We start from the raw sequence: 26,098 nt of genomic DNA on the forward strand, positions 1-26,098 counted from the left end.
CCCCCCGGCCGCGCCCGCCCCCCCCCCCCCCCCCCCCCCCCCCGGGGGGGGGGGGGGGGGGCGCCCCCCCCCCCCCCCCCCCCCCGCCGTCGTATGTGCGTGCCGCCGGTCGTCGACGAACCGGCGTCGACGCCGTGGCGTTCCTCAGCCGGCCGTCGTGCCGCCGTCGAGGACGAGCGTGTGGCCGGTCACCATCCGCGCCTCGTCGCTGGCCAGGTAGATCACGGCGTCCGCGGAGTCGCGCGGCGTCGCCATCCGCCCCAGCGGGATCGACGCCCGGAAGTTCTCCCGGGCGCTGTCCGGCACCTCCCCCATCCCGCCGAGGAACGCCGAGAGCATCGGCGTCTCCGTCGCCGCGGGGGCGATCGCGTTGACCCGGATGCCGTGCGGCGCGAGTTCCAGCGCCAGCGCCTTCATCAGCCCGATGACCCCGTGCTTCGCGGCGGTGTACGGCGCGTACCGCGGGCGGGCGATGACGGCCTGCAGGGACGCGGTGAACACGATGGAACCGCCCCCGGCCTCGATCAGCGCCGGCACCGCGGCCTGCGCGGTCCAGAACGCACCCTTGAGGTTGACGTCGATCACGCGGTCGAGCGTCGCCTGGTCCACCTCGTCCACCGGGCCGGTGAACGGGGTCCCCGCGTTGGCGTGCATGACGTCCAGCCGCCCGAACCGCTCCACCGCGGTCGCCACGGCCGCGCGGCAGTCCTCCGCCCGGGTCACGTCGCAGGCGACACCGACGACTCCGCTGCCGTGGTCGGCGGCCACCCGGGCCGCGCGGTCGCCGTCGAGGTCGGCGATGACGACACGCGCGCCCTCCTCGACGAGCCGGCCGACGGTGGCCAGGCCGATGCCGCTGGCGCCTCCGGTGACGACGGCGACGCGGTCAACCAACCTCATGTGCTGCTCCTGTTGAATCGGTCCAGAAGGTCGCCGCGCAGGGTCGGCACGGCGGACAGCAGCTTCTGGGTGTAGGGGTGCTGGGGGTCGGAGTAGATCGCCTCGGTGTCACCCGTCTCGACGATCCGGCCCTGGTTCATCACCGCGATCCGGTCGCAGAGGTACCGGACCACGGACAGGTCGTGGGAGACCAGGATCAGGGTCAGCTTGAACTGCTCGGCCAGGTCGGTGAGCAGGTTGAGGATCTGCGCGCGCACCGAGACGTCGAGGGCACTGACCGGCTCGTCCCCCACGATGACCTTCGGTCCGGCCGCCAGGGCGCGGGCGATGGCGATGCGCTGCCGCTGACCGCCGGAGAACTGGTGCGGGTAGCGGGTCACCGCCTCCTCGGGCAGGCCCACCGAGTGCATCAACTCGGCCACCCGGGCCCGGCGGTCGCCCGGCAGGCGCAACGCCCGCATCGGCTCGCCGATGATGTCCGCGACGCGCATCCGAGGGTTCAACGACGACATCGGGTCCTGCAGCACCATCTGCACATCGCGCCGCAGGAACCCGAGCCGCCGCTCCGGCACGCCGCTGATGCGCTGGCCGGCGTAGGAGGCCGTGCCGGACGTCGGCTGGTCCAGGGCCATCAGGATGCGCGACAGCGTGGACTTGCCGGAGCCGCTCTCCCCCACGATGCCGAACGCCTCGCCCTCGTGGACCTGCAGGCTCACGCCGTCCAACGCGCGGATCGGTTGCCCCGGCGTACGCAGGGACCGCCGGGGTGACCGGTACTCGCGTACCACGTCGACGGCTTCCAACAACGGGGTCGTCGTCATGCGCTCGCCTTCCCGGTCTCCAGCGGCTGGTCACTCTCGATCGGGTGGTGGCAGGCCGCACGTTGCGAACTGCCGGGTGGGGCCGTCAGCAGCGGGACGGTCCGGCAGACGTCGTCCGCGCGCGGGCACCGGTTGCGGTACACGCACCCGCCGGGGAAGGCCCCGAGCGACGGCACCCGGCCCGCGATGGTTGTCAGCCGCCCGCTTCCGTCGGTGCTCTCCAGCACCGTGGACGCCCGCAGTCCCGCCGTGTACGGGTGCCGCGGCGAGTCGAACACCGTGGCGACGTCGCCGTGCTCCACGATCGTGCCGCCGTACATCACCAGCAGTTCCTGGCAGATGCTGGCCACCACGGGCAGATCGTGCGTGATGAGCAGCAGCGACGCGCCCTCCTCCCGCACCAGCGTGTCCATCAGCCGCAGCATCTCCGCCTGCACCGTGACGTCCAGCGCGGTGGTCGGCTCGTCCGCCACGAGCACGGCAGGGTCGCAGGCCAACGCGATGGCCAGCACCACGCGCTGCCGCTGGCCGCCGGAGAGCTGGTGCGGATACTTGCGCGCCGTGTCGTCGGGCTCGGGCAGCTGGACCCGCTCGATCAGCTCGACGGCCCGGGCGGCGGCCGCCTTGCGGCTCATCCCGCGGTGCAGGCGCAGCGACTCGGCGATCTGGTTGCCGACCCGCATCAGCGGGTTGAGCGCCGTCATGGGCTCCTGGAACACCATGGCGATGTCGTTGCCGCGCACCGCGCACATCTCGCGGTCGGACAGGTCGAGCAGGTCCCGGCCGTTCAGCAGCACCCGCCCCGACGCCGTCACCCCGTGCGGCAGCAGGCCCATCAGCGCGAGGGCGGTCAGGGACTTGCCGCACCCGGACTCGCCGATCAGCCCCGTACGCCGGCCGCGCCCGATCTCGAAGGAGACGCCCTTGACCGCCTGAACGTCGTGGACCTTGACCACGAGGTCCTCCACCACGAGCCCGCTCACCCCGGTCACCGTCCTCTCAGCCGCGGGTCGAGGGCGTCGCGCAGCCCGTCGCCCATGAGGTTGAAACCGAGCACCGACAACGCGATGGCCAGACCGGGCCACACCGCGAGCATCGGCTGCACGACGAAGTAGTTCTGGGCCTCCTGGAGCATCCGACCCCAGGTGGGGGTCGGCGGCGGGGTGCCGTAGCCGAGGTAGGACAGCGCCGCCTCGGCGAGCACCGCGTGCGCGAACGACACCGACGCCTGCACGATGAGCAACGCCGCGATGTTGGGCAGCACGTACCGGACCATGAGCACCACGCCCCGGCGACCGTAGCTGCGCGCGGCCAGCACAAAGTCGCTCTGCAACACCTGGAGCGCGCCGGCGCGGGTGAGGCGGCCGAACACCGGGACGTTGGCGACGCCGATCGCGATCATGCCGGTGAGCGTGGAGGCACCGAAGCCGGCCGCCAGGATGATCGCCAGCAGGATGGCGGGGAAGGCGAACACGATGTCCAGCGCCCGCATCACCGGTTCGCTGAGCCAGCGTCCCCCGCTGGCGGCGAGCAGACCGAGCGGTACGCCGATCGCCGCGGCGATCGCGACCGCGACGACACCGACGAACAGGGTGGTCCGCGCGCCGACGAGCAGTTGGCTGACGATGTCCCGCCCGAAGTGGTCGGTGCCGAGCCAGTAGTCGCCGCCCGGGGACAACAGGGTGTTCGCCGGGTCGACCCGGGTCGGGTCGTACGGCGTCCAGATGAACGACACCACGGCGGTGAGGACGACCAGGCCCACCACGCTGGCGCCGATCACCAGCGTGAGGTTCCACCGGCGCGGCTTGCCGACCGTGGGCGCCACGACGTCGGCGGTGGCCTCGGGTGGGGCTTCGGCGACGGAGGTCATGCCTTGCTCCTCAACCTGGGGTCGACTGCGTGGTACACCACGTCGACGAGAAAGTTGATCAGAAGCACCGCGGCCGTGAGCACCATGACCGTGCCCTGCACCTTCAGCAGATCGCGGTTGCCGACGTCCTGCAACAGCATCCGGCCGAGACCGGGCAGGCCGAAGACGTTCTCGATGACGACGGTGCCGATGAGCAACGTCGCGAGTTGCAGGCCGAGGACGGTGATCACCGGGATCGCCGCGTTGCGCAACGCGTGCCGCGTCAGCGCCTGCGAGCGGCTGAGGCCCTTGGCGCGGGCGGTCTGGATGAAGTCCTCCTGCATGACCTCGACCACCGCGGACCGGACGTAGCGCATCAGGATGGCGCCCTGGGCCACGCCGAGGGCCAGCGCCGGCATCAGCAGGGCCCGGACGGCACCCCCGACGTCGTCCCACCCGCTGAACCCACCGGCGGGCAGCCACTGGAGCTTCACCGCGAACACCGTGATGAGCAGGATGCCCAGCCAGAACGACGGGACGGCGATGCCGACCTGGCTGAACGCCGACAACGCCGTACCGATCGCGGTGCGGCTCTTCACCGCCGCGAGGATGCCCAGCGGAACGGCGATGAGCAGCGCCAGTGTCATCCCGGCCAGGATGAGCGGCACGGTGACACCGAGCTTGTCGGCGATCTCCGACCCGACCGACACCCCGCTGAGCGGCGAGATCCCGAAGTCGCCACGGATCAGGCCGCCGGCCCAGTCCAGATAGCGCTCGGCGAACGGCCGGTTCGTCCCGAACTGCTCCCGCAGCGCCTCAAGCGCCTCCGGGGTGGCGTTCACGCCGAGCATCGCCTGCGCCTGGTCACCGGGCAGCAACGTCAACAGCGTGAAGACCAGGATCGACGCGGCGAACAGCGACACCGCGAGGATGGCCAGCCGCCGCGCGAAGTAGATCAGCATGCGTGTGCGCTCCCACTCCGAGTCATGGCCTGATCATCACCATCTTGGTCACGGTCAGCTCCTCCATCGCGAAGCGGGGGCCCTCCCGGCCGATGCCGGAGTCCTTGACGCCGCCGTAGGGCATGTTGTCGGCCCGGAACCCGGGCACCTCGTTGACGAGCACCCCGCCGACGTCGAGACGACGCACGACGTCGAGGGCGACCCCCAGGTCGCGCGTGAAGACGGCGGCCTGGAGCCCGTAGCGGGACCTGTTGACCAGTTCGACGGCCGCGTCCATGTCGGGCACCGAACGGACGCACACCACCGGGCCGAAGATCTCCTCCGCCCAGCAGTCGGCGTCCTCGGGCACGTCGACCAGCAGGGTCGGCTGGAGGACCCGGCCGTACGCGGTGCCACCGGCCAGGCAGCGGGCGCCCGCGGCGACGGCCCGGTCCACCCACGAGTGGACCCGCTCGGTGGACGCCTCGTCGACCAGGGCGGACACCCGGGTGTCCGCGGATCGGGGATCCCCGGTGGTGACCTTCTCCAGCAGCGGCGCGAGGCGCTCCAGCAGCGCCTCGCGCACCGGCTCCTCGACGACGACCCGCTGGACGCTGATGCACGCCTGCCCGGAGGCGTAGAACCCGCCGCGTACGACGGCCTCGGCGGCCCGGTCGAGGTCGGCGTCGCGGCCGACCACGAGCGCCGCGTTGGACCCCAGTTCCAGCAGCACCTTGCGGGGGGCGGCGGCACGGGCGATCTGGTGGCCGACCTGCGCGGACCCGGTGAAGGACACGGCCGCGACGTGCGGGTGCGTGGTCAGGAGCTTGCCGACCTCGACGCCACCGGTGACGAGTTGGACCCCGGCCGCCGGGCAGCCCGCCCGACGGAACAGGTCGACGAGCACGAGCGTGGCCAGCGGCGTGTTCGGCGCCGGCTTGACGATCACCGGGCAGCCCGCCGCGACGGACGGCGCGACCTTGTGCGCGGCCAGCAGCAGGGGGTAGTTGAAGCCGGTGATGCCGACGACCACGCCGACCGGGCGGCGCACCCAGAACCCCAGCATGCCCTCGCCGGCCGGCTGCATGTCGAGGGCCACCGTCTCACCGGTGAGGTGGCCGACCTCCTCCGCGGCCGTCTCCAGCGTGACGAGCGTGCGGGCGACCTCGACCCGGCAGTCCACCAAGGGCTTGCCGGTCTCCAGGACGAGCAGTTCGGCGAGGGAGTCGGCGCGGGCACGGACCTCGGCGGCCACCCGGGTCAGGATGCCACGACGCGCGTGACCGGGCAGGTCGGCCATCTGCCCCGCGACGGCGTACGCGGCACCGACGGCCGCCTCCGCGTCCGCGGGGTCGCCCCACGGGGCCCGGGTCACGGTGCTGCCGTCGAACGGGAACCGCACCGGCGCCGTCTGCGCGGTGGCCGCCCAGCCGTCGCCGATCGGCAGGCCGGCGGGCAGCGCGTCCAGCAACTCCCGGGCGGTCACGCCGCACCCGCCGCGGCGCCGGTGGACCCGGTGAGGAAGACCAGCGCGGCCTCCGCGTACACCCTGGTCTTGCGGACGACGTCGTCGACCTCGACGTACTCGTCGGGCTGGTGGGCAATCCACTTGGGGCCCGGGCCGTACACCACGTTCGGGATGCCGCTGTCGCGCCACAGGATCGTTCCGTCGGTCGCGCCGGGCACGCCGCCGAAGACGGGTTCCGTGCCGGTGACCGCGCGGTGCGCGTATGCCACGGCGAGCGAGACGGGGTGGTCCTCCGGCGTGACCGCGCAGGGCCGGTCGTCGACGACCTCGACGGCGAAGGTGACGCCGTGCCGGGCGCCGATGGCGTCGGCGTCGGAGCGGACGCGCGCCGCGAGGGCGGCGTGGTCGACCCCGGGCACGGTCCGGCAGTCCACGCCCAGTACGGCGCCGCCCGGGATGACGTTGAGCTGGTCGGCGGAGCCGGCGTCCAGGACCGTGGGGGTCAGGTACGTCAGGCCGAGATGCTCGTGCTCGCCCGGTTCGGCCTGCAACTCCGCCTGGAAAAGGCCCAGGGACCGGACGAGTTCGGCCACCGCGGGGACCGGGTTGCGGCCGTGCTGGGGCATCGCGCCGTGGGCCATCCGGCCGGTGCAGGTGACCAGGAGCCGGACCGCGCCCTTGGCCACCGCGCAGATCTCCTCCGCCTCCGGCTCGCAGACGATCGCGGCGTCCACCTCCGCGGCGAGCGCGGTGGTGGTGAAGTGCTTCGCGCCGAGCATCTGGCCCTCCTCGTCCACGAGCGCGGCCACCACGATGCGCCCCGGGAACGGCCCGGCCAACTCGACGGCCCGGGTGGCGTGGATCATCGCGGCCACACCGGCCTTCATGTCGGCGGAGCCGCGACCGTACAGTCGCCCGTCGACGATCTCACCACCGAACGGGTCGACGGTCCACTCGTCGCGGGAGCCCTCGGTCACGACGTCGGTGTGCCCCTCGAACATCAGCGTGGGGCCGGGTAGGCCGCCGTCCACGACCGCCACGACGTTCGGCCGCCCCGGGGCGACCTCGACGACGTCCGGCTGCCAGCCGAAGCCCCGCATGACCTCGGCGACGAGTTCCGCCACGGGCCGCTCGCCACGCCCGCGTCCCGCGTCCCAGGTCGAGGGGATGCGGACCAGTTCCTGGGTCAGCGACACGACGGCCTGCTCATCGACGAGGTGGCCGGCGCGGAGGGTGGCGTGGGTGTCCGTCGTCATGGCGACGGACGTTACGAACTCCGCTGCGGAAGGGGAACGTCCAGTTTCCGGGTCGGCGGGGGTACCAGCCCCCGTCCGACCTGCTCCTCCACGGCTGCGGCGACCCGTCGCACGCCCTCGTCGATGCGGTCCAGCGGCATCACCTGGTAGCCCAGGCGGAAGTGGTGGCGCGGGGCGGGCCGGGCGGTCCAGTACGGCGCGCCGGGGTCGAGCAGGACACCCTGCCGACGCAGCTCGCGGGCGAGTTCCCCGGCGTCCAGGCCCGGCGGGCCGGTGATCCACCGGGCCAGGCCACCACGCGGCACCGGCTGCGGCCCCCAACGCACGTGGCGTTCCACCGCCCGCACCATCTCCTCGTACAGCCCCTGGTAGTGGGCGCGGATGCGACGGACGTGCCGGGCCAGGTCACGGCTGGCGATCATCTGCGCGAGGGCGCGTTGCATGGTGCCGGGCGGGTGGCGCAGGACGTAGCGGGACCGGGCCCGCATCGCGTCGACAAGCGCCGGGGAGGCCACCACGTAGCCGAGCCGCAGGCCGGGTGCCAGCAGCTTGCTGAAGCTGCCGAGGTAGACCACCCGGTCCTCGTCGTCGAGGGCCCGCACCGCCACCGCGGGGATGCCCCGGAACGTCGTCTCCGGGTCGTAGTCGTCCTCGATGACCACGGCGTCCGCGGTGCCGGCCAGTCGCAGCAGATCCTCGCGGCGGGACGCCGACATCGTCGCGCCGGTGGGGTACTGGTGGCTCGGCGTGACGTACACCAACTCGGCGCCGTGCAGGTCCGCCGGCAGGTCCGCCACGACGAGGCCGTCCTCGTCGACCCGGCCGGGCACCACGTCGGCCCCGGCCAACTGCATGATCGTCCGCGCGTCGGGGTAGCCGGGATCCTCGACCAGCACCACGCTGCCCGGCCGGATGAGGACGCTCGCGAGCAGGTGCAGCGCGTGCGTCGAACCCAGCGTGATCATCACCTGGTCCGGGCGGGCGGAGATGCCGCGCGACGGCAGCACGTGCTCGCACAGCTGACGCACCAGTTCGGGGTCGTCGGCCTGCCCGGCGTCCCCGATCACCCGCGACAGCCCGTCCTGTCGCAACGCCTCACGCTGCGCCCGCTCCCATGCGCCCACGGGGAACATGGCCGGGTCGGGCTGGCCGACGACGAACGGGAACGGTGCCCGTGCCCAGGCCGGGTCCCGGTGCACCGGCGTCGGCGGCGGTTCCGGCAGTCGCGCCGACCAGTCGATCCGGGTGGCCGGGGAGCGGGAGGTCCGTCGCGCGGCCCGCATCCGCACCACGGCGGCGGAGGAGACGTAGAGGCCGCGCCGGGGCACGGTCAGGATGAGGCCCTGCTCCATGAGGCGGTCGTAGGCGGTCAGCACGGTGTTCCGCGAGACGCCGAGCGCCTCGGCCAGCCGGCGGGTGCTCGGGAGCGGGCCGTCGTCGTACTGCCCGGCGAGGATGGCGTCCTCAAGCCCGGTGATGATCTGCTCGTACAGGGGGACGGTGCTCTGCGGGTTGACCGGTAGCAGAAAGTCCGTCATACCGACCTCCCACCTCCCGCGGAGCCTCGCCCGGTCCCGTCGCCGCACACCGCGGGACCCCCTCCGCGCCTCGCTGGTACTAGCCTAGCCGGAGACCTGGACCTGTTGCGGAGGGCCCGATCCCGCCACGCTTGGCCGGGCGACGGCAGGTGACGGTCTCCTGCACGCGGACAGGGGTGGACTAATGAGCGCCCAGCGAATCGCGCTGGTGCCCGGGGACGGCATCGGACCGGAGGTCACCGCGCAGGCGGTCAAGGCGTGCGACGCCGCGGCGCAACGGTTCGGGATCGATCTGGTCTGGGAAGAATACGAACTCGGCGCGGACTACTGGCGGATAACCGGCCAGGTCGTGCCGCCGGACGTGGAACAGGAACTGGCGAAGGCGGACGCGATCCTCTTCGGCGCCGTCGGCGACCCGTCGGTGCCACCCGGGGTACTCGAACGCGGCCTGGTGATCCATCTGCGGACCGCCTTCGACCAGTACGTCAACCTGCGGCCGGTCAAGCTGCTGCCCGGCGTACCCTCGCCCATCGCGGGGCTCCGCCCCGAGCAGTGCGACCTGCTGATCCTGCGGGAGAACACCGAGGGCGCCTACGTCGGGGCCGGCGGCTTCGTCCACCGGGGCGGGCCGGACGAGATCGCCACCCAGGAGTCGGTCAACACCCGCAAGGGGGTCGAGCGTCTCATCCGGCACGGCTTCCGCGCGGCGATGGGGCGGCGCAGGCACCTCACCCTGGTGCACAAGGCGAACATCCTCACGTTCGCCGGTGACCTGTGGCAGCGGACCTTCGAGGAGGTCGCGGCGGAGTACCCCGACATCGCGACGGACTACGTGCACGTCGACGCGATGTGCCTCTACCTGGTCACGCAGCCGGAGCGGTTCGACGTCGTGGTCACCGACAACCTGTTCGGCGACATCATCACCGACCTCGGCGCGGCCGTGCAGGGCGGGCTGGGCCTGGCCGCGAGCGGCAACCTCAACCCGACCGGCTCGGCGCCGAGCATGTTCGAACCGGTCCACGGTTCCGCGCCGGACATCGCCGGCCGGGGCTGGGCCAATCCCGCGGGCTCCATCCTCAGCGCCGCGCTCATGCTGGAGCACCTGGGCCACCCGGAGGCGGCACGCAGCCTGGAGGACGGGGTGAAGGCGGTGCTGCCGCGGCTGGGCGCGATGCGCGGACCGGAGATGGGCATGTCGACGGAGGACTTCGGGGACGCGGTCGCCGCCGCCATCAGCGGCGGCAGCTGACCACAACAACGGGTGCACGCAGGCGATTGGTACCTGCCGGGGCCGCTGATCTGGCCCTTTTGAATCGGGTACCACCCTCCTAGTGTCCCAGCTCACAGGCCATGAGCGCCCTTGGCGTTCTTCGCGATGGGACGACACGAATGAACCGGCTGAAGATAAAAATGCCCGCCGTGCTGCTCGCTACGGCGCTCGCTCTCACCGCGTGCAGCGGCGACGGCGACTCGGACAACACCACGAGCGGTTCCGGCAACGGGACGGTCACCCTGGGCGCCTACCTGGAACCGGTGAGCCTCGACCTGACGGCCGAGGCCGGAGCGGCGATCCCGCAGGTCCTCCTCTACAACGTGTACGAGGGTCTGGTGCGCCAGAACCCGGATACCGGTGAGGTGGAGCCGCTGCTGGCCAGCGAATGGCAGGTCTCCGAGGAGGGGACCAAGTACACGTTCAAGCTCCGCGACGGCGTCACCTTCCACGACGGGCAGAAGCTCACCGCGAAGGACGTGGTGTGGAGCTTCACGCGGGTGACCGACAAGGCCTCGACGAACCCGTTCAAGTCGCAGATGACGGTCGTCAAGACCGTCGAGGCGCCGGACGAGTCCAGCGTCGTGGTGACGCTGTCCCGGCCCAGCCAGAGCTGGCTGTTCGACATCGCCGGCCGCGTCGGCGTGGTGCTCAAGGAAGGCGCCGCCGACCTGGGGACCAAGCCGAACGGCACCGGCCCGTTCAAGTTCGAGAACTGGAACCGGGGCGACAGCATCACCCTGGCCCGCAGCGACAGCTACTGGGGCGAGAAGGCCCCGTCGGCCAAGGTGGTCTTCCGCTACATCACCGACGCGAACGCGCTCAACAACGCGATGCTCTCCGGTCAGCTGGACATCGTGGCGAACATCCAGGCGCCGCAGCTGCTCGAGGTCTTCAAGGGCAACAACCAGTTCCAGGTGGTCGAGGGCAAGACGACCGGCGAGGTCGTCCTGGCGATGAACAACAGCAAGGGCCCGCTGGCCGACCCGCGGGTGCGTCAGGCGGTCCGCCACGCGATCGACCACGACGCGCTCATCAAGACCGTCTGGTCCGGCTACGGAACGCGGATCGGCAGCATGGTGCCGCCGAGCGACCCCTGGTACGAGGACCGCACCGGCGACTTCCCGCACGACCCGGCCAAGGCGAAGCAGCTGCTGGCCGAGGCCGGTCACGCCAACGGGCTCTCGCTGACCATGGACGTCCCGCCGCCGGGGTACGCCCGCTCGTCGGCGCAGTTCGTGGCCTCGCAGCTGGGCGAGGTCGGCATCAAGGTGACCCAGAACAACGTCGAGATGCCGCAGTGGCTGGACAAGGTGTTCGGCAAGGCCAACTACGACCTGTCGATCATCGCGCACGTCGAGCCGCGTGACCTCGTCCGCTACGGCGAGCCGGAGTACTACCACCGGTACAAGAACCCGGCGGTCACCAAGCTCATGAGCGAGGCCGACACCGCCCTGGACGCGTCGGTCCGGGACCAGAAGTTCGCCGAGGCCGCGAAGGTCATCTCGCAGGAGGCTGCCAGCGACTGGCTCTTCCTGCTGCCGAACCTGGCCGTGATCCGGCAGGGTGTCGAGGGCTTCCCGAAGGACGCGGTGACCCAGTCGTTCGACGTCACCAAGGTGTCGAAGAAGTAACCTGCTCCACGTACCCGGAGGGACCTGGTGGGCTCCGGCCCACCAGGTCCTTCTCTCGTTGCCCGGACAGCCGACCGGCCTGTCGGCGCCGCGCCACCACCGCCCCGCCGCCGACGCTGCGGCCCCGTGACCTCCCCGCCAGCACGTCCCACGCGATCCTGCACCTCGCGCCCCCGGGACGCCCGGTCGGCGAATTCCGCGGAGCAGCAACGTGCAAGATCGCCGAGCCCGAGCCCGAGCCCAGCACGAGCCCAAGCCCAGTACGAGCCCAAGCCCAGTACGAGCCCGAGCCGGGTACGAGCCCGAGCCGAGTAGGAGCCGAGCCGAGTACGAGTGCGGAGGCGGAGGCGGAGGCGGACTGTGGACACTCGCGGCTTGCAGTCACGGGCCGGCAGGGATGTTCCCCTGCTCGGTGGGGCGCCCCCAGGTTCTGGACGGTTGTCGTCCGCTCCGCACAGGGACCGCCCAGGACCCACTGCCGCACTCACGTAAACGACCGCGGGAGTCACTGGGCCGGGCGGTACGCGCGTGGAGCGGTCCGGCGGCTACCGCTGGCACGGCGTCCGGCGGGACGCACACAGCGAGGCGGGTCCCGTCCGGTGGACGGAACCCGCCTCGATCATCAGGCGCGCCTGGCTACCGGCGCGACAGTGGGACAGCGTTGCCTGTCAGGCGGAGGGCAGCGCCCGCCGACGTCCCCGCAGGTGCATACCCAGCAGGCCGACGCTGAGCAGGACCGCGGCCAGCAGCGCCGTGGTCACGCCGGTCGACACACCGGGCCCACCGGTGTCGCCGGAGGCGAGGACGATGCCGTTCTGCGAGTCCTGGCCGGCGTCGTTCCTGGTGTTGCTCGCCGGAGCGGCGTTGGGCTTGCCCTTGCCCTTGCCCTTGTCCTTGTCGGCACCGGCCGGCGCGGGGACCGGAGTCTGCTTCAGCGCCTCCGACGCCTGGGCGAAGGTCTCCGGCGTCACGGTCGGGGCGTTGCCCTGGGTACGCCACTGCTTCAGCTGCTTCATGCCCTTGCAGGCGGAGGGGTAGCGGTCGCAGTAGCTGCTGGTGTTGCCGATGCTCTCGGAGGAGAGGACCGCCTTGGCGATGGCGCGGGCAAGCGTGCTGGCCCCGGCATTGAAGATCGCGTTGAGCTGCCGGGTGTCGGCCGGGTCGTTGATCTGCAGCGCCTCGCCCTTGCCGGTGGACACCGCGAAGACGGTGTCGCCGTCGCCGAGCGTGTGGATCGGGCTGATCGCGCGCGCCATGCCGTCGTGCGCGTTGCCGGACATGCGCTGGGCGGCGGCCTTCTCCAGCGGGGCGTTGGTGGCCACGACGGCGATCGTGGTGTTCGCCGGCTGCTGGGCAGGGGTGCTCGGCGGGTTGCACTCCTTCTTCTTGGGCGCCTTGTAACCGGCGAACTCGTCGCCGATGCCGAACTTGGTGCCGTAGAGGGTGCAGTCGGCCGGGTCGACCGGGGAACCGGCCGGGTTGACGATCACCATCGCGCCGACGTAGATGCCGTCGCCGAGGTGCACGCTCGCGGTGCCGACACCGCCGCGCAGACCGCCGCCACGGGCGCCGGTGCCGCCGCCGACGCCACCCTGACGGACGGGGCCGTCCGAAGTGGCCTGTGCGGCGAGGTAGCCCCACTCGGCGGACGTACGCGCCTTGGGGTCACCGCCGCGGCCGAGGTCGAAGATGTCCGCGGCCGGCACGATGGGGGCCACGCCTCCGGCCCCGACGCCGACGCCCTCGCCGCGGTCCTCCAGCCAGCGGATGATGCCGTTGGTGGCGGACAGCCCGTACATGCTGCTGCCGCCGAGCTGGATGGCGTTGACGCCGGGGTTGGAGTTGAGCGGGCTGAGCAGGTCGGTTTCCTTGGTGGCGGGGGCGCCGCCGCGCTGGTCGACGCTCGCCACGGACATCGTCGGCATGTACACGACCGAGGTGCCGGTCAGGTACGGGGCGGTGTCGGACTGGACCTGACCGACCTGGATGCCGGGGACGTCGGTGATGGCGTTGTGGGTGCCCGGCGCACCGGCGGCGGGGTTGGCCGACGCGGGCGCGGCCGCGACGAGCGCGAGTCCCTGGCAGGCCAGGGCTGTCGCGGCGAGCGCCGCGATTCTGGACGACTTCATGGAGCTTCTCCCATGCGAAGCAGTGCGACGTCCGCCCAGTTGGGGCGATCGATGCAATGGTCAACTGCGTGGTCCCCCGATGTGACGGAGGCTACTGGTCAGACCAGTTGAAAGGAACCCCTCATTCAGCCGATGGCCGATCCGGGGAAGACCCCGGTTCGGCTCATACCGGGCCGGTTCAGAGCAAAACGTCCACCATCGACCGCCGCTGCTCCTGCACGTACTCGGCGTAGTAGTGGTGCAGCTCCTGACGGGTCAGCCGGGCGACCTCGTCGGCCTCGCCGGCCCGCATCGCGTCGAGGACCCGGCGGTGGTGGGCAAGGGTGCGATCCATGAGCGCCGCGCGGTCCGGGGCCTCGGCGAGCTTCGTGGAAATCAGGTCCAGCACCATGCTCCGGACCGCGTCGAGGCAGAGCACGAGCAGTTCGTTGCCCGACAGCCGGGCGACGTGCTCGTGGAATCGGACGTCCGCCGCGCTGAAGGCCTCGTAGCCCTCGGCGGCGGCGGTCCGCATCTCCACAAGCGCCTGTTCGAGCTGGTCCAACTCGGACGGTGACGCCAACCGGGCCGCGACGAAACCGGCGGCCGACTCGATGAGCATCCGGAACTGCAACAGCTCCGCCACCCCCAACCGACGGCTGTCCACGACCCGGGCGAAAAGCTTGCGCATCGCCGACGCGGTCGAGGCGATCACCTGCGGTCCGAGGGGGTCACCCGGGCGGGACCGGACCAGGCCGCTGCTCTCCAGGACACGCAGCGCCTCGCGCACAGTGGACCTGCTCACGTCGAACTGCGTCGTCAGCTCGCGTTCACTGGGCAGCCGGTCCCCCGGCCGCAGGTCACCGGCGGCGATCCGGTCCTCCACCTGCCGGACGATCCCCTCGTACGCCCTCACGGTGCGCACGGGGGCGAACGGGACACCCTTGGGCATGCGAACCTCCCGACACGCGGCGGCCCCGCGCCACCGGGAACAACGGTACGGGGCACCCGCCCGCCCGACGGGCTGACCCCGCCCACCGCGGCAGGAACGCAGGCTGTGCCGCACGGCGGGGCGGTGAACACAGGACGGTCGAGCCGACCCACCCGGAACGCGACCGAACCGCGGGACGACTCAGCCACGCTCCGGTGCCACGATTGTCAGCCAGCACCCAGGGCGACGTCGTCCACCCGGATGTTGATCTCGTCGACGCGCAGCCCGTACCCCTCGACGGCCGACGTGACCGCGGCCCGCACGCCGTCGGTCACCTGCGGGACCTGGTGGCCACCGTCGATCACGATGACCAGGTTGACCACGGCGGCGCCGTTCGTCACGTGCGCCGAGCAGCCACGCCGCGCGTCGCCCACCTGGTCCAGGCCGACCCGGTCCAGCACGGCGTTGAAGAACCGGGCGACGTCGCCGCCCAGCTCGGCCACCCCGGGCACCGACCGGGCGGCCGCCACCGCGATCTTCTCCACGACCTCGTCGGACACCTGGGTGGCCCCACCGACCACCGCATCGGGAGTCATCGACAACTCCCGGGTAGCGTCATCCTCCACGCGCCCTCCCTCGTCCCCGGGAGCGTACCCCCACCGTCGATCATGGAGTTTCCCTGCCGTGGAAGTGGCGGGACCGACCTCAGCCGCGGAGCTGGGCGAGCAACTCCTCGGCGGCGGCGTACGGGTCGATCGCGCCCTCGGCCACCTTCGCCGCGAGCGTCGGCAACTGCGTACCGTCGCGCAGTGAGCCGATGCGGGACCGCAGCACGCCGAGCGCGATCGCCTCGATCTCGGCCGCGGCCCGCGTCTCCCGCCGGCGGCGCAGCTCGTCGTGGCGTTCCAGCCAGTCGCGGTGCTTGTCGATCGCGGCGGCGATGTCGTCGATGCCCTCGGCGCGGGCGGCGACCGCCCGCACCACCTGCGGACGCCACTGGTCCGGCCCGCGCTCGCCGAGCGCGATCATGCCCTGGATGTCGCGGACCGTCGCGTCCGCGCCGTCCCGGTCGGCCTTGTTGACCACGAACACGTCGGCGATCTCCAGGATGCCGGCCTTGACCGCCTGGATCGCGTCGCCCATGCCCGGGGCGAGCAGCACCAGCGTGGTGTCCGCGAGCGAGGCCACCTCCACCTCGGCCTGCCCGACCCCGACGGTCTCCACCAGCACCACGTCGCAGCCCGCGCCCTCCAGCACGCGCACCGCCTGGGGCGTGGCCGCGGAGAGCCCGCCGAGGTGGCCCCGGCTGGACATCGACCGGATGTAGACCCCGGGGTCGGTGGCGTGGTCCTGCATCCGCACCCGGTCGCCGAGGATCGCCCCACCGGTGAACGGGCTGGACGGGTCGATGGCCAACACGCCGACCCGGTGCCCGCGTGCCCGCAGGGAGCGGACCAACTCGTTGGTGGTGGTCGACTTACCCACCCCCGGCGACCCGGTCAGGCCGACCACCTGGGCGTGCCCGGCATACGGCGCCAGCGCGGCCGCGACCTGCGGCAACACCTCGTCGCCGGACTCCACCAGGGTGATCAGCCGGGCCACCGCGCGGGGGTCGCCCGCGCGGGCCCGGGTCACGAGCATGGGTACGTCCCGGCTGCGGCGCACCGGTCCGGTGGCCGCCGCCGGGGTGTTCTGGACGTCTGGCACTGTGCCGCCTTCGTTCACGACTGCGGGGCTCGCAGGTATCAGCTCTCGGTGCCGTTCGGCACGTGGATGATCAGCGCGTCGCCCTGGCCGCCGCCGCCGCAGAGCGCCGCCGCCCCGGTGCCGCCGCCCCGGCGCTTGAGCTCCATCGCCAGCGTGAGCACCACCCGGGCGCCGGACATGCCGATCGGGTGGCCGAGCGCGATCGCGCCGCCGTTGACGTTCACCCTGTCCGCGTCGATCCCGAGATCGCGGGTGGACTGGATGCCGACCGCCGCGAACGCCTCGTTGATCTCGATGAGGTCGAGGTCCTCGATGCTCAGGCCGCCCTTCTTCAGGGCGTGGTTGATCGCGTTCGACGGCTGCGAGTGCAGCGAGTTGTCCGGCCCGGCCACGTTGCCGTGCGCGCCGATCTCGGCCAGCCAGGTCAGCCCCAGCTCCTTGGCCTTGGCCTTGCTCATCACGACCACCGCGGCGGCGCCGTCGGAGATCGGCGAGGCGCTGCCGGCGGTGATGGTGCCGTCCTTGGCGAAGGCGGGACGCAGCTTGCCCAGCGACTCGGCGGTGGTGTCCGGCCGGATGCCCTCGTCCTCGCTGACCACCAGCGGGTCGCCCTTGCGCTGCGGAATGATCACCGGGGTGATCTCCTCGGCGAAGTGGCCGTTCTTCTGCGCCGCGGCGGCGCGCTGGTGACTGGCGGCGGCGAAGGCGTCCTGCTCGGCGCGGGTGATGCCGTGCTTCGCGCCGTGGCGCTCGGTGGACTCGCCCATCGAGCAGCAGTCCCAGGCGTCGGTGAGGCCGTCCAGGGCCATGTGGTCCTTGACCGTCACGTCGCCGTACTTGTAACCGGAGCGCTGCCCGAGCAGCAGGTGCGGGGCGTTCGTCATCGACTCCATGCCGCCGGCCACCACCACGTCGAACTCGCCGGCCCGGATGAGCTGGTCGGCGAGTGCGATCGCGTCCAGCCCGGAGAGGCAGACCTTGTTGATGGTCAGCGCCGGGGTGGACATCGGGATGCCGGCCTCCACGGCGGCCTGCCGCGCCGGGATCTGTCCGGTGCCCGCCTGGAGCACCTGTCCCATGATCACGTACTGGACCTGGTCCGGCGCCACGCCGGCACGTTCCAGCGCCGCCTTGATCGCGATGCCGCCGAGCCTGGTCGCCGGGAGGTCCTTGAGGTTGCCCAGCAGGCGCCCCATCGGGGTCCGCGCGCCGCTGACGATCACCGAAGCCATTACCTGCCTCCGAGGGGGAGCCGACCTGTACGCCTTAACGATTGTTCGGTCAGACTAGCGCCATGGCTGAGAACTCCCCCGTCGAGCCCGCTGCCGAGTTTGTCACAGACATCGGCCTGCGCCGCATCGACCACGTAGGGATCGCCGTGGCCGACCTGGACGCCGCGATCGACTTCTACCAGCGCACGTTCGGGATGCGCTGCGTGCACACCGAGACCAACACCGAGCAGGGTGTACGCGAGGCGATGCTGGCCGTCGGGCCGGACGCCTCCGGCGGCATGGTGCAGCTGCTCGCGCCGCTGTCGCCGGACACCACGATCGGCAAGTTCCTGGACCGGCGCGGTCCGGGGATCCAGCAGGTCGCGTACACGGTGGCGGACATCGACGTGGCGTGCGCGGCGCTGCGCGAGCGCGGGGTGCGGCTGCTCTACGAGGCCCCGAGGCGCGGCACCTCGAACTCCCGGGTCAACTTCGTGCACCCCAAGGACGCCGGCGGCGTCCTCATCGAGCTGGTCCAGCCCGCCTGACGGCAGCGCGCGAGGGTGTGCGCGGGGACGTGTTCCCGCGCACCTCCACGCATCGGCAGATGCGGTTTTTCACACAGGGCTTCCCGCTTTAGCTACCGTTCAGTAACGTCCGGCCCACAGGAACGCGACCGGTGCCGGAACGTGTCGATGGCCGACATGGCGGTCCCGTCGCACCGGCGCCGACGATGGCAGCACCCCTGCCCGCGGTGTGCGGGTGCGGACGGAACGGGAGGTCACTGTGCAGGACATCCTCGAAGCGATCATGGCGGCGGAGGGCTCGTCGCAGCCCGAGCGGGAGCTCGCCGGCCTCGCCGGCCTGCCGGTACCGGAGAGCTACCGGGGCGTGGTGGTGCGCGCCGAGGACACCCGCATGTTCGACGGCCTGGCCACCCGCGACAAGGACCCGCGCAAGGCGCTGCACGTGCAGGAGGTACCCACCCCCGAGCTGGGCCCGGGCGAGGCGCTCGTCGCCGTGATGGCCAGCGCGATCAACTACAACACGGTGTGGACCAGCATCTTCGAGCCGCTGCCCACGTTCAAGTTCCTCCAGCGCTACGGTCGGCTCTCCGAGCTGACCCGCCGCCACGACCTGCCGTACCACGTGGTCGGCTCGGACGCGGCCGGCGTGGTGCTGCGCACCGGGCCGGGCGTCACCAAGTGGAAGGCCGGCGACGAGGTGGTCGCGCACTGCCTGTCCGTCGAGCTGGAGGACGCGGCCGGTCACGACGACACGATGCTCGACCCGCAGCAGCGGATCTGGGGCTTCGAGACCAACTTCGGCGGCCTGGCCGAGCTGGCCGTGGTCAAGGCCAACCAGCTGATGCCGAAGCCGCGCCACCTGAGCTGGGAGGAGGCGGCCAGCCCGGGGCTGGTCAACTCCACCGCGTACCGGCAGCTCGTCTCGCACCACGGCGCGAACATGAAGCAGGGCGACGTGGTGCTGATCTGGGGCGCCTCCGGCGGCCTCGGCGGCTACGCCACCCAGATGGCGCTCAACGGCGGCGCGATCCCGGTCTGCGTGGTCTCCTCGCCGGAGAAGGCCGAGCTGTGCCGCAAGATGGGTGCCGAGCTGGTCATCGACCGCACCGCCGAGGGGTTCAAGTTCTGGTCCGACGAGCACACCCAGGACCAGGACGAGTGGCGTCGCTTCGGGGAGCGCATCCGCGAGCTGACCGGCGGCGAGGACCCGGACATCGTCTTCGAGCACCCCGGCCGGGAGACGTTCGGCGCCAGCGTCTACGTCGCCAAGAAGGGCGGCACGATCGTCACCTGCGCCTCCACCAGCGGCTACCTGCACCAGTTCGACAACCGCTACCTGTGGATGCACCTCAAGCGCATCGTGGGCAGCCACTTCGCCAACTACCACGAGGCGTGGCAGGCGAACCGGCTGGTCGCGCTGGGCCGGGTGCACCCGACCGTGTCGAAGACGTACCCGCTGGAGCAGACCGGCCAGGCCGCCTACGAGGTGCACCGCAACGCGCACCAGGGCAAGGTCGGCGTGCGCTGCCTCGCCCCCACCGACGGGCTCGGCGTCCGGGACACCGAGATGCGCTCGCGGCACGAAAGCGCGATCAACCGGTTCCGCGGGCACTGACCGTACGGTCGCGCCGGATTGTCTTTCCGGCCGACCCGGGCGCCATTCGGCCGTCCGGACAAAGGGCCGCGGGTACCCAACCGCGGCCCTTTTCGTGTCCCTTCTCCGCCACGCCCGACCCGCCCGGGACCTGCCAAGATCGCCAGTCGCCCCGACCCCGGCGGCGGGCGGAGTTGACCATGTGAACCGGACGCGAAAGGTGCCGACCACTCTTGCGAACCACCCTGGGGGGTCTGCGAGTATGTCCCAATGCCCCAGCAGCAGTCCTCCCCTCTCGCGTTCTTCGATAACGCGAACTCACAGCCCGATTTCACTGTCGGCCTGCGCGGATACAACACCAACCAGGTCGACGACTTCATCGGCCGGTTGAGCGCCGCACTGAGCCAGTCCGAGCAGGCCCGCGCCGAGGCCGAGCAGCGGATGAACGATGCCCAGCGTCGGCTCCGGCAGGCCGAGCAGCGCCAGAGCGCGTTGGAGCAGAAGCTCGCCGAGACCAACAAGCAACTCGAGGAGAACAGCCGCCCGACGCTGTCCGGCCTGGGCACCCGCGTCGAGCAGATCCTGCGGCTGGCCGAGGAGCAGGCCAACGACCACCGCAACGAGGCCAAGCGCGAGTCGGAGGGCATCCTCTCCGCCGCCCGCCTCGAGGCCCGCGAGATCACCGACAAGGCGCGCGCCGAGGCCGCCGCCATGAAGGCCACCGCGGAGCGGGAGGCCGGCAGCGTCCGCACCGCCGCGGAGCGCGAGGCCGCCGAGGTCCGCGTGCAGGCCCGCCGCGAGGCCGACACCCTGCGCGCCGACGCCGACCGGGAGACCAAGCAGCTGCGCACGGTCACCGCCCACGAGGTGGCCGAGCTGAAGTCGACCGTCGAGCGGGAGGTCGCCACCCTGCGCGCCACCGCGGAGCGGGAGATCACCCAGCAGCGGGCCAAGGCCGGCCGGGAGGCCGAGGAGAAGCGGGCCGAGGCGACCAAGCTGCTCACCGACGCGCGTGACAAGCGCGACAAGGACCTGCAGGCCCTGGACCTCCAGCTCGCCGAGCGGCGCGAGAAGGCCGAGCGCGAGGAGTCCCAGCGGCACGCCGCCCAGGTCGCCCAGACCCAGAAGCTGGTCGGCGAGGCCGAGCAGCGGGCCCGGGCCGCGCAGGAGCGGGCCAAGGAGATCGAGCAGCGGGCCGAGGCCCGGCGGGTCGAGTCCGAGCGCACCGCCAACGAGACCGTGGACAAGGCCAAGGCGCTGGCCGACAAGACGCTCAACGAGGCGCGCACCGAGGCGCAGCGCGTGCTCAACGAGGCCCGCACCGAGGCCGAGCTGACCACGCAGGCCGCCCGTCGCGAGGTCGACGACCTCACCCGCCAGAAGGACGCGGTCACCTCGCAGCTCGGGCAGATGCTGTCCGGCCTGGCCGGCATCGTGCCGGGCGTGCCGGCCGCGGCCAAGGCCGAGACGCCGAAGACGGACGCCTCCGGGCAGAAGGTGACGGCCGAGTCGGCCAGCTGAACGACCACCCGCGGACGGGGCATGAGCCACGGCGCGGGGTGACACCGGGTGACCGGTGTCGCCCCGCGCCGTCATGCTTGTGCGGGCCCGTTTCGCCACGAGGGTGAAGTAGCTCCCAGATGGGCCCTCCGTATCGCCCCAGCGATGCCGGAGGCGTGTGAGGATGGGGGCATGTCGCACGGCGAGGAACTGTTCGCGCTCGGCGGGGACGTGACGACGGAGCCAAGCTTCGAGTCCGCCCTGCGGGGGTACGAGAAACGGCAGGTGGACCGCTACGTCGCTCGCGCGGAGCACGAGATCGCGGCGCTGACCAACGAGCGGGAACAGGCATATACCCAGATCCACAAGCTGGCCGGTCAGGTCGAGGTGCTCCAGCGCGACCTCGCCCAGGTGCGCAAGCAGGTGGGGGTGGTGGACCGGGCGTCGTTCCGGCACCTCGGCCCGCGCGTCGAGCAGATCCTCACCATGGCCGAGGAACAGGCCGACGACATCCTCGCCGCCGCCAACGAGGAGATCGAGGCCCGGCGCGCCACTGCCGAGCACATCGTCGAGGAGGCCCGGGAGCAGGCCGCCCGCGCCCTCAAGGACTTCGAGATCGCCCTCGCCGCCCGGCGGACCGAGGAGGAGCGGCACACCGCCGCCCGCCGGGCCGAGGCCGAGGCCACGCTGAAAACCGCCAAGGACGAGTCGGCGAAGCTGCGCCGGGCCGCCGAGGACGAGGCGGAGAAGCTGCGCCGGGCCGCCCAGGACGCGCTGGCCAAGGCCCAGCAGGAGGCCACCCAGCTCCGGGACACCGCCAAGGAGATCCACTCCCGGGCCCAGCAGGAGGCCGCCCGGCTGCGCGAGGCTGCCAAGGAGGCACTGGCCAAGGCCCAGCAGGAGGCTGCCCAGCTCCGTGAGGCGGCCAAGGAGGTCCACGCCAAGGGCCAGCAGGAGGCCAAGCGCCTCACCGACGCCGCCGCCGAGGCCGGTCGCGCCTCCCATGCCAAGGCGCTCGCCGAGGCCAAGAAGATCGTGGACGACGCGGAGGAGGCCGCCAAGGTCACCCGCGGCCGGGCCCGCTCCGAGGCCAGCCGGCTCACCACCGAGGCCGCCGAGGCCGGCAAGCGCAACCGCGCCGAGGTCGAGGCGTACGTGCAGCGGATGCGCACCGAGATCGAGACGTACGTGCAGCAGGCCCGCGCGCAGACGCAACAGGAGCTGGGCGCCTGGCGGGCCGGGGTGGAGAAGGAGGTCGCCGGGCAGCGGGAGAAGGTGGAGAAGGAGCTGGCCCAGCGCCGGTCCGCCGCCGAGCAGGAGTTCGCCAAGCGCCGCGACGAGCTGGACAACCAGCACACCACGCGGCAGCAGGAGCTGGAGCAGGCGTACGCCGCCCGCCGCGAGGAGATCGACAGCACCGCCGCCGACATCCGGTCCGCCGCCGAGGCCGACGCGCAGACCATGCGGCAGCAGGCCGAGCAGGAAGCCGCCGAGCTGCTGCGCCGGGCCGAGACGGACGCCACCGAGCAGCGCCGCAAGGCCGACGAGCACGTCGCGGGGTCACGGCGCCAGTTCGAGGAGCACGCGGCCACCACGCAGCAGCATCTGGCCACCACCCAGCAGCACCTCGCCGCGACCCAGCAGGAGGTCGCCGCCGGTCGGCAGCAACTCGCCCACGTGATGCTGGAGATCGCCAAGGCGCAGCAGGAACTCGCGGACCTGCGCACCGAGACGTGGAAGTCCCGGCAGGAGTCCGACGACCTGCAAAGCCGGCTCACCGACTTGCGGCGCGACGCCGGCTCGGCCGGCATCTCGGCCACCCCGGTCGCTCCGGGCGATCTGGCCGCCACCCCGAACGGCGACGCGCCGGCCGAGGCGAAACCGGTCGCCGAGCCGGTGACCACCATGGACTCGCCCGCCGCGGGCGGGGTGGACGGTGAACCCACGGTCGCCGCCGTGCCGGGCGAGGGTGGTCGGGGTGCCACCCCCACGAAGATCACCAGCACCGGGGAGAACGGCAAGCGCCCCACCAAGCCCACCACCGACGAGCGCAGCGCCAAGCCCAGCGCCGTCACCGTCGACAAGGACTGACGCGGCGGGCCGCCACCGCGAGGCCGGCGACCCGCCACCAACCGAGACCGCTTGGCCGACCGACGGTGCCGGGCAGGCCGACCACACCGGCGGGCACATCCGGCGACGACTACCCTGCGGCAGAGGTCCCGCCGTCAGGCGTGGGCCGACACGCGTTCCGGCAGGCCGGCCGGGATGCCGGCAGCGGGGAGGCACGGGTGTCGCAGGAGGACTTCGCCGCCCGGGACGACCAGTCCGGCACGGCCGCCACCAACCCGGCCGGCGCGAACCCGGCCGGCGCGAATCAGGCCGCCGCGAACCCGGGCCGGGGCGCCGCCGACACCACGGGCGGCGACGCCGGACGCGCCGACACCGCAGACACCACAGCCGTGACCGCCGGCGCCGCACCGGCCGGCACGAACGCCGTGCACGCGGACGCGCACCCCGACGAAACGGCGAGCGTCCGGGCCGGTTCGGCTGGGCGACCGTCGGGCGGACGGTTCGGCAAACCCGGGCAACCCCTGCGGCGCAGCAGTTTCCTGGTCGGGTTCACCGGCGCCCTCGGCGCGCTGCTGGCGTACACGGTGTATCTGGGCGTGCGCAACGCGGCCGGCATCCTGGTGCTGGTGGTCATCGCGCTGTTCCTGGCCGTCGGCCTGCACCCGGCGGTGGTCCGGCTACGGCGATGGGGTGTGCCCCGCGGGCTGGCGGTGGCGGTGGTGACGCTTACCGTGCTGCTGCTGATAGTCGGCGGGCTGCTGGCGCTGGTGCCGCCGGTGGTGACCCAGTCCGGTCAGTTCGTCCAGCAGCTACCCGGGTACGTGGAGGATCTGCGCCGCAATCCCACGGTGAACGATCTGATCGTCCGGTACGACGTGATGGAGCGGGTACGGGCGGCGGCGAACACGGACACCATCGGGCGGGCGCTCGGTGGGGTACTCGGCGGGGCGCAACTTGTCTTCGGGACGCTCTTCCGCCTGCTGACCGTGCTGGTGCTGACGATCTACTTCCTGGCGTACTTCGACAGGATGCGCGAACTCGGGTACTCGCTGGTGCCGGGTACCCGCCGGGAGCGGGTCCGGCTGATCGGCGACGAGATCCTCACCCGCGTCGGCGCGTACATGGTGGGCGCGTCGGCCATCGCCGTGCTGGCCGGCGTGACCACGTTCGTGTTCGCGCTCGTGGTGGACCTGCCCTATCCGTTCGCGCTGGCCGTGGTCGTGGCGGTCACCGACCTGATCCCGCAGATCGGGGCCACCCTGGGCGCGGTGGTGGTGACGCTCGTCGGGCTCGCCACCTCCCTGCCGGTGGGCATCGCCTGCCTGGTGTTCTTCGTGCTCTACCAGCAGCTGGAGAACTACCTGATCTACCCGAAGATCATGCGCCGGGCGGTGTCGGTGAACGAGGTGGCCGCGTTGCTCGCCGCGCTGCTCGGGGTGGCGCTGATGGGTGTGGTGGGCGCGCTCATCGCGATCCCCCTGGTGGCCGCGTTGCAGTTGATCGTGCGCGAGGTGGTGCTGCCCCGCCAGGACCGGCGTTGAGCGGCTACTCGGCGCGCCGCTGGGCCGGGCCGGGGACCGGGGTGTCGGCGAACGCGGCCACCGTGCGGTCGGCGTACGCGCTGACGTCGCCGGTCTCCATCGGGCCGTCCCAGGTCGTCGGCAGCGGCAGGGGCACGGCCGGGGCGACCCGCCGGACGATCTCGTCGAGCACCTTCTCCGCGTCGCCCACCCACAGGTGCTTGGCGCCGTCCACGCCGACCACCTCGGCCTGCGGCACGGCGGCGAAGCGCTGCCGTGCCTCCTCGGGGCGCAGGTAGTCGTCGAACTCCGGCACCAGGGCGGTGAGCGGCTTGCCGGAGTCGGCCCAGACCGTCAGGTCCTCGGGGGCGGAGAAGCGCAGCGGCGGGGAGAGCAGGATCGCGCCGGACACCGCCGGGTCGCAGCCATACTTGAGTGCCAGGTCGGTGCCGAACGACCACCCGACCAGCCAGACGTTCGGCAGTTCGTGGAACTCGGCGTACTCGATGGCGGCGGCCACGTCGAACCGCTCACCGACGGCGCCGTCGAACGTGCCCCCGCTGGTCCCCCGGACGCTGCTGGTGCCCCGGGTGTTGAACCGCAGCACCGCCAGGTCGGCGAGCGCGGGCAGCCGCCAGGCCGCCTTGCGGAACACGTGGCTGTCCATCATCCCGCCGTGGGTGGGCAGCGGGTGCAGGCAGACCAGGGTGGCGACCGGTTCGTGCTCCAGCGGCCGGGCCAGTTCGCCGACGAGCGTCAACCCGTCGGCGGTGTGCAGCTCGATGTCCTCCCGGCGGCCGGGCAGGATCGACGACGCGCGAATCGGAGTGCTCACGCCTGCCAGTCTCCCGTGTCGGCGGCCCGGCCGCCCGCCGGGACGGCAACCGGGTGATCCAGATCGCTCAGCCGTAGCGGGGCGCGCCCCGGCCCCGCTGGAGGTTCGGTCCGCGCCGGTCGCGCGCCCGCCAGCAGCCGCTGTGCCAGTGCCGGCGGTCGGTCAGGTCACCCCGGTCGTCGGCCGGCCAGGCGACCAGGTGCGCCACGCCCGGCCGGATCTCCTGGTCACAGCCGGGACAGCGGTACGTCTTGGCGGACGCCCCACCGCTGATCGCGCGTATCTGCCAGTCGCCGTCGCGCCACTGCTGCACGGTCGACACGCCGTGCCGGGCGCGCTCGCCGTCCACTGCGGCGATCTCGTCCCGGCGGGGACGGTTGCGACGGGGACTCACAGTCCCACCCTACGGCCCCTCCCC

General features: G+C 72.3%; 22 protein-coding genes. 7 read left to right on the forward strand and 15 right to left on the reverse strand.

Translation table 11 applies throughout. The features are described 5' to 3' along the window. Window positions 1-144: 144 nt before the first annotated feature. From ACLQ2X_RS04660 to ACLQ2X_RS04695, 8 genes are read right to left on the reverse strand one after another with little or no spacing between them, the layout of a single operon-like run. On the reverse strand, window positions 145-900 hold the full coding sequence (locus ACLQ2X_RS04660; RefSeq protein ID WP_425679680.1) for an SDR family NAD(P)-dependent oxidoreductase: 756 nt from the start codon (window positions 898-900) through the stop codon (window positions 145-147). Further along, a complete protein-coding gene (locus ACLQ2X_RS04665) occupies window positions 897-1,721 on the reverse strand; it encodes an ATP-binding cassette domain-containing protein (protein WP_425679681.1) in 825 nt (274 codons plus the stop codon). Before ACLQ2X_RS04665 ends, ACLQ2X_RS04660 begins: the two co-directional genes overlap by 4 nt. Continuing rightward, on the reverse strand, window positions 1,718-2,704 hold the full coding sequence (locus ACLQ2X_RS04670; protein ID WP_425679682.1) for an ABC transporter ATP-binding protein: 987 nt from the start codon (window positions 2,702-2,704) through the stop codon (window positions 1,718-1,720). Before ACLQ2X_RS04670 ends, ACLQ2X_RS04665 begins: the two co-directional genes overlap by 4 nt. A 5-nt stretch (window positions 2,705-2,709) precedes the next feature. Then, window positions 2,710-3,591: an ABC transporter permease gene (locus ACLQ2X_RS04675; RefSeq protein WP_425679683.1), complete on the reverse strand. Its 882-nt coding sequence runs from the start codon at window positions 3,589-3,591 to the stop codon at window positions 2,710-2,712. Next, window positions 3,588-4,532: an ABC transporter permease gene (locus tag ACLQ2X_RS04680; RefSeq protein ID WP_425679684.1), complete on the reverse strand. Its 945-nt coding sequence runs from the start codon at window positions 4,530-4,532 to the stop codon at window positions 3,588-3,590. Before ACLQ2X_RS04680 ends, ACLQ2X_RS04675 begins: the two co-directional genes overlap by 4 nt. Window positions 4,533-4,554: 22 nt before the next feature. After that, complete coding sequence (locus ACLQ2X_RS04685) at window positions 4,555-5,997, reverse strand: aldehyde dehydrogenase family protein (protein ID WP_425679685.1); 1,443 nt, start codon at window positions 5,995-5,997, stop codon at window positions 4,555-4,557. Continuing rightward, a complete protein-coding gene (locus ACLQ2X_RS04690; protein ID WP_425679686.1) occupies window positions 5,994-7,235 on the reverse strand; it encodes a M20 family metallopeptidase in 1,242 nt (413 codons plus the stop codon). Before ACLQ2X_RS04690 ends, ACLQ2X_RS04685 begins: the two co-directional genes overlap by 4 nt. A gap of 11 nt (window positions 7,236-7,246) precedes the next feature. Beyond that, window positions 7,247-8,773 (reverse strand): PLP-dependent aminotransferase family protein, encoded by a 1,527-nt coding sequence (locus ACLQ2X_RS04695; RefSeq protein WP_425679687.1) that lies wholly within the window; start codon window positions 8,771-8,773, stop codon window positions 7,247-7,249. Between the two features lie 184 nt (window positions 8,774-8,957). Between ACLQ2X_RS04695 and ACLQ2X_RS04700 the strand changes: the two genes are divergently transcribed. Beyond that, window positions 8,958-10,022 carry a 3-isopropylmalate dehydrogenase gene (locus tag ACLQ2X_RS04700; protein ID WP_425679688.1) on the forward strand — a complete coding sequence of 355 codons (1,065 nt, stop codon included), beginning with the start codon at window positions 8,958-8,960 and terminating at the stop codon, window positions 10,020-10,022. A 140-nt stretch (window positions 10,023-10,162) separates the two neighbouring features. After that, window positions 10,163-11,677, forward strand: coding sequence for an ABC transporter substrate-binding protein (locus ACLQ2X_RS04705; RefSeq protein ID WP_425679689.1), 1,515 nt, complete (start codon window positions 10,163-10,165; stop codon window positions 11,675-11,677). 668 nt (window positions 11,678-12,345) lie between these two features. On the opposite strand, the gene ACLQ2X_RS04710 is transcribed toward ACLQ2X_RS04705, so the two are convergent. From ACLQ2X_RS04710 to ACLQ2X_RS04730, 5 genes are all read right to left on the reverse strand, one after another. Further along, window positions 12,346-13,806 carry a P1 family peptidase gene (locus tag ACLQ2X_RS04710; RefSeq protein WP_425679690.1) on the reverse strand — a complete coding sequence of 487 codons (1,461 nt, stop codon included), beginning with the start codon at window positions 13,804-13,806 and terminating at the stop codon, window positions 12,346-12,348. Window positions 13,807-13,984: 178 nt separating this feature from the next. Then, window positions 13,985-14,737: a FadR/GntR family transcriptional regulator gene (locus ACLQ2X_RS04715; RefSeq protein WP_425679691.1), complete on the reverse strand. Its 753-nt coding sequence runs from the start codon at window positions 14,735-14,737 to the stop codon at window positions 13,985-13,987. Window positions 14,738-14,943: 206 nt separating this feature from the next. Continuing rightward, on the reverse strand, window positions 14,944-15,342 hold the full coding sequence (locus tag ACLQ2X_RS04720) for an Asp23/Gls24 family envelope stress response protein (protein ID WP_425679692.1): 399 nt from the start codon (window positions 15,340-15,342) through the stop codon (window positions 14,944-14,946). Between the two features lie 79 nt (window positions 15,343-15,421). Next, window positions 15,422-16,357, reverse strand: coding sequence for a methylmalonyl Co-A mutase-associated GTPase MeaB (gene meaB / locus ACLQ2X_RS04725; protein ID WP_425680009.1), 936 nt, complete (start codon window positions 16,355-16,357; stop codon window positions 15,422-15,424). A 104-nt stretch (window positions 16,358-16,461) separates the two neighbouring features. Further along, window positions 16,462-17,655 (reverse strand): acetyl-CoA C-acetyltransferase, encoded by a 1,194-nt coding sequence (locus tag ACLQ2X_RS04730; protein WP_425679693.1) that lies wholly within the window; start codon window positions 17,653-17,655, stop codon window positions 16,462-16,464. 62 nt (window positions 17,656-17,717) lie between these two features. Here ACLQ2X_RS04730 and mce point away from each other — a divergent pair, with 62 nt between their 5' ends. The 5 genes from mce to ACLQ2X_RS04755 all read left to right on the forward strand — a co-directional run bounded on the left by mce (window position 17,718) and on the right by ACLQ2X_RS04755 (window position 24,866). Next, complete coding sequence (gene mce / locus ACLQ2X_RS04735) at window positions 17,718-18,182, forward strand: methylmalonyl-CoA epimerase (protein ID WP_425679694.1); 465 nt, start codon at window positions 17,718-17,720, stop codon at window positions 18,180-18,182. Between the two features lie 238 nt (window positions 18,183-18,420). After that, the gene (ccrA, locus tag ACLQ2X_RS04740) at window positions 18,421-19,776 is read left to right on the forward strand and encodes a crotonyl-CoA carboxylase/reductase (RefSeq protein WP_425680010.1); all 1,356 of its coding nucleotides are present in this window, start codon (window positions 18,421-18,423) and stop codon (window positions 19,774-19,776) included. 249 nt (window positions 19,777-20,025) lie between these two features. Further along, window positions 20,026-21,276: a DivIVA domain-containing protein gene (locus tag ACLQ2X_RS04745; RefSeq protein WP_425679695.1), complete on the forward strand. Its 1,251-nt coding sequence runs from the start codon at window positions 20,026-20,028 to the stop codon at window positions 21,274-21,276. A 171-nt stretch (window positions 21,277-21,447) separates the two neighbouring features. After that, window positions 21,448-23,346 carry a hypothetical protein gene (locus ACLQ2X_RS04750; RefSeq protein WP_425679696.1) on the forward strand — a complete coding sequence of 633 codons (1,899 nt, stop codon included), beginning with the start codon at window positions 21,448-21,450 and terminating at the stop codon, window positions 23,344-23,346. A 197-nt stretch (window positions 23,347-23,543) separates the two neighbouring features. Next, window positions 23,544-24,866, forward strand: a complete 1,323-nt coding sequence (locus ACLQ2X_RS04755; RefSeq protein WP_425679697.1) for an AI-2E family transporter — start codon at window positions 23,544-23,546, stop codon at window positions 24,864-24,866. Window positions 24,867-24,870: 4 nt separating this feature from the next. Here ACLQ2X_RS04755 and ACLQ2X_RS04760 read toward each other — a convergent pair whose 3' ends face one another. After that, window positions 24,871-25,680 carry an alpha/beta hydrolase gene (locus ACLQ2X_RS04760; RefSeq protein WP_425679698.1) on the reverse strand — a complete coding sequence of 270 codons (810 nt, stop codon included), beginning with the start codon at window positions 25,678-25,680 and terminating at the stop codon, window positions 24,871-24,873. Between the two features lie 67 nt (window positions 25,681-25,747). Continuing rightward, window positions 25,748-26,074 (reverse strand): hypothetical protein, encoded by a 327-nt coding sequence (locus ACLQ2X_RS04765; RefSeq protein WP_425679699.1) that lies wholly within the window; start codon window positions 26,072-26,074, stop codon window positions 25,748-25,750. Between the last annotated feature and the right edge of the window lie 24 nt (window positions 26,075-26,098).

The sequence above is a fragment of the Micromonospora sp. DT31 genome, from assembly GCF_049841795.1.
Taxonomy (GTDB): Bacteria; Actinomycetota; Actinomycetes; order Mycobacteriales; family Micromonosporaceae; genus Micromonospora.

Bases quoted from the DNA above. Each gene is read 5' to 3' on its own strand.
- ACLQ2X_RS04660 (WP_425679680.1), bottom strand. From the start codon at position 900: ATGAGGTTGGTTGACCGCGTCGCCGTCGTCACCGGAGGCGCCAGCGGC.
- ACLQ2X_RS04665 (WP_425679681.1), bottom strand. From the start codon at position 1,721: ATGACGACGACCCCGTTGTTGGAAGCCGTCGACGTGGTACGCGAGTAC.
- ACLQ2X_RS04675 (WP_425679683.1), bottom strand. From the start codon at position 3,591: ATGACCTCCGTCGCCGAAGCCCCACCCGAGGCCACCGCCGACGTCGTG.
- ACLQ2X_RS04680 (WP_425679684.1), bottom strand. From the start codon at position 4,532: ATGCTGATCTACTTCGCGCGGCGGCTGGCCATCCTCGCGGTGTCGCTG.
- ACLQ2X_RS04690 (WP_425679686.1), bottom strand. From the start codon at position 7,235: ATGACGACGGACACCCACGCCACCCTCCGCGCCGGCCACCTCGTCGAT.
- ACLQ2X_RS04695 (WP_425679687.1), bottom strand. From the start codon at position 8,773: ATGACGGACTTTCTGCTACCGGTCAACCCGCAGAGCACCGTCCCCCTG.
- ACLQ2X_RS04700 (WP_425679688.1), top strand. From the start codon at position 8,958: ATGAGCGCCCAGCGAATCGCGCTGGTGCCCGGGGACGGCATCGGACCG.
- ACLQ2X_RS04705 (WP_425679689.1), top strand. From the start codon at position 10,163: ATGAACCGGCTGAAGATAAAAATGCCCGCCGTGCTGCTCGCTACGGCG.
- ACLQ2X_RS04710 (WP_425679690.1), bottom strand. From the start codon at position 13,806: ATGAAGTCGTCCAGAATCGCGGCGCTCGCCGCGACAGCCCTGGCCTGC.
- ACLQ2X_RS04715 (WP_425679691.1), bottom strand. From the start codon at position 14,737: ATGCCCAAGGGTGTCCCGTTCGCCCCCGTGCGCACCGTGAGGGCGTAC.
- meaB (WP_425680009.1), bottom strand. From the start codon at position 16,357: ATGCTCGTGACCCGGGCCCGCGCGGGCGACCCCCGCGCGGTGGCCCGG.
- ACLQ2X_RS04730 (WP_425679693.1), bottom strand. From the start codon at position 17,655: ATGGCTTCGGTGATCGTCAGCGGCGCGCGGACCCCGATGGGGCGCCTG.
- mce (WP_425679694.1), top strand. From the start codon at position 17,718: ATGGCTGAGAACTCCCCCGTCGAGCCCGCTGCCGAGTTTGTCACAGAC.
- ACLQ2X_RS04745 (WP_425679695.1), top strand. From the start codon at position 20,026: ATGCCCCAGCAGCAGTCCTCCCCTCTCGCGTTCTTCGATAACGCGAAC.
- ACLQ2X_RS04750 (WP_425679696.1), top strand. From the start codon at position 21,448: ATGTCGCACGGCGAGGAACTGTTCGCGCTCGGCGGGGACGTGACGACG.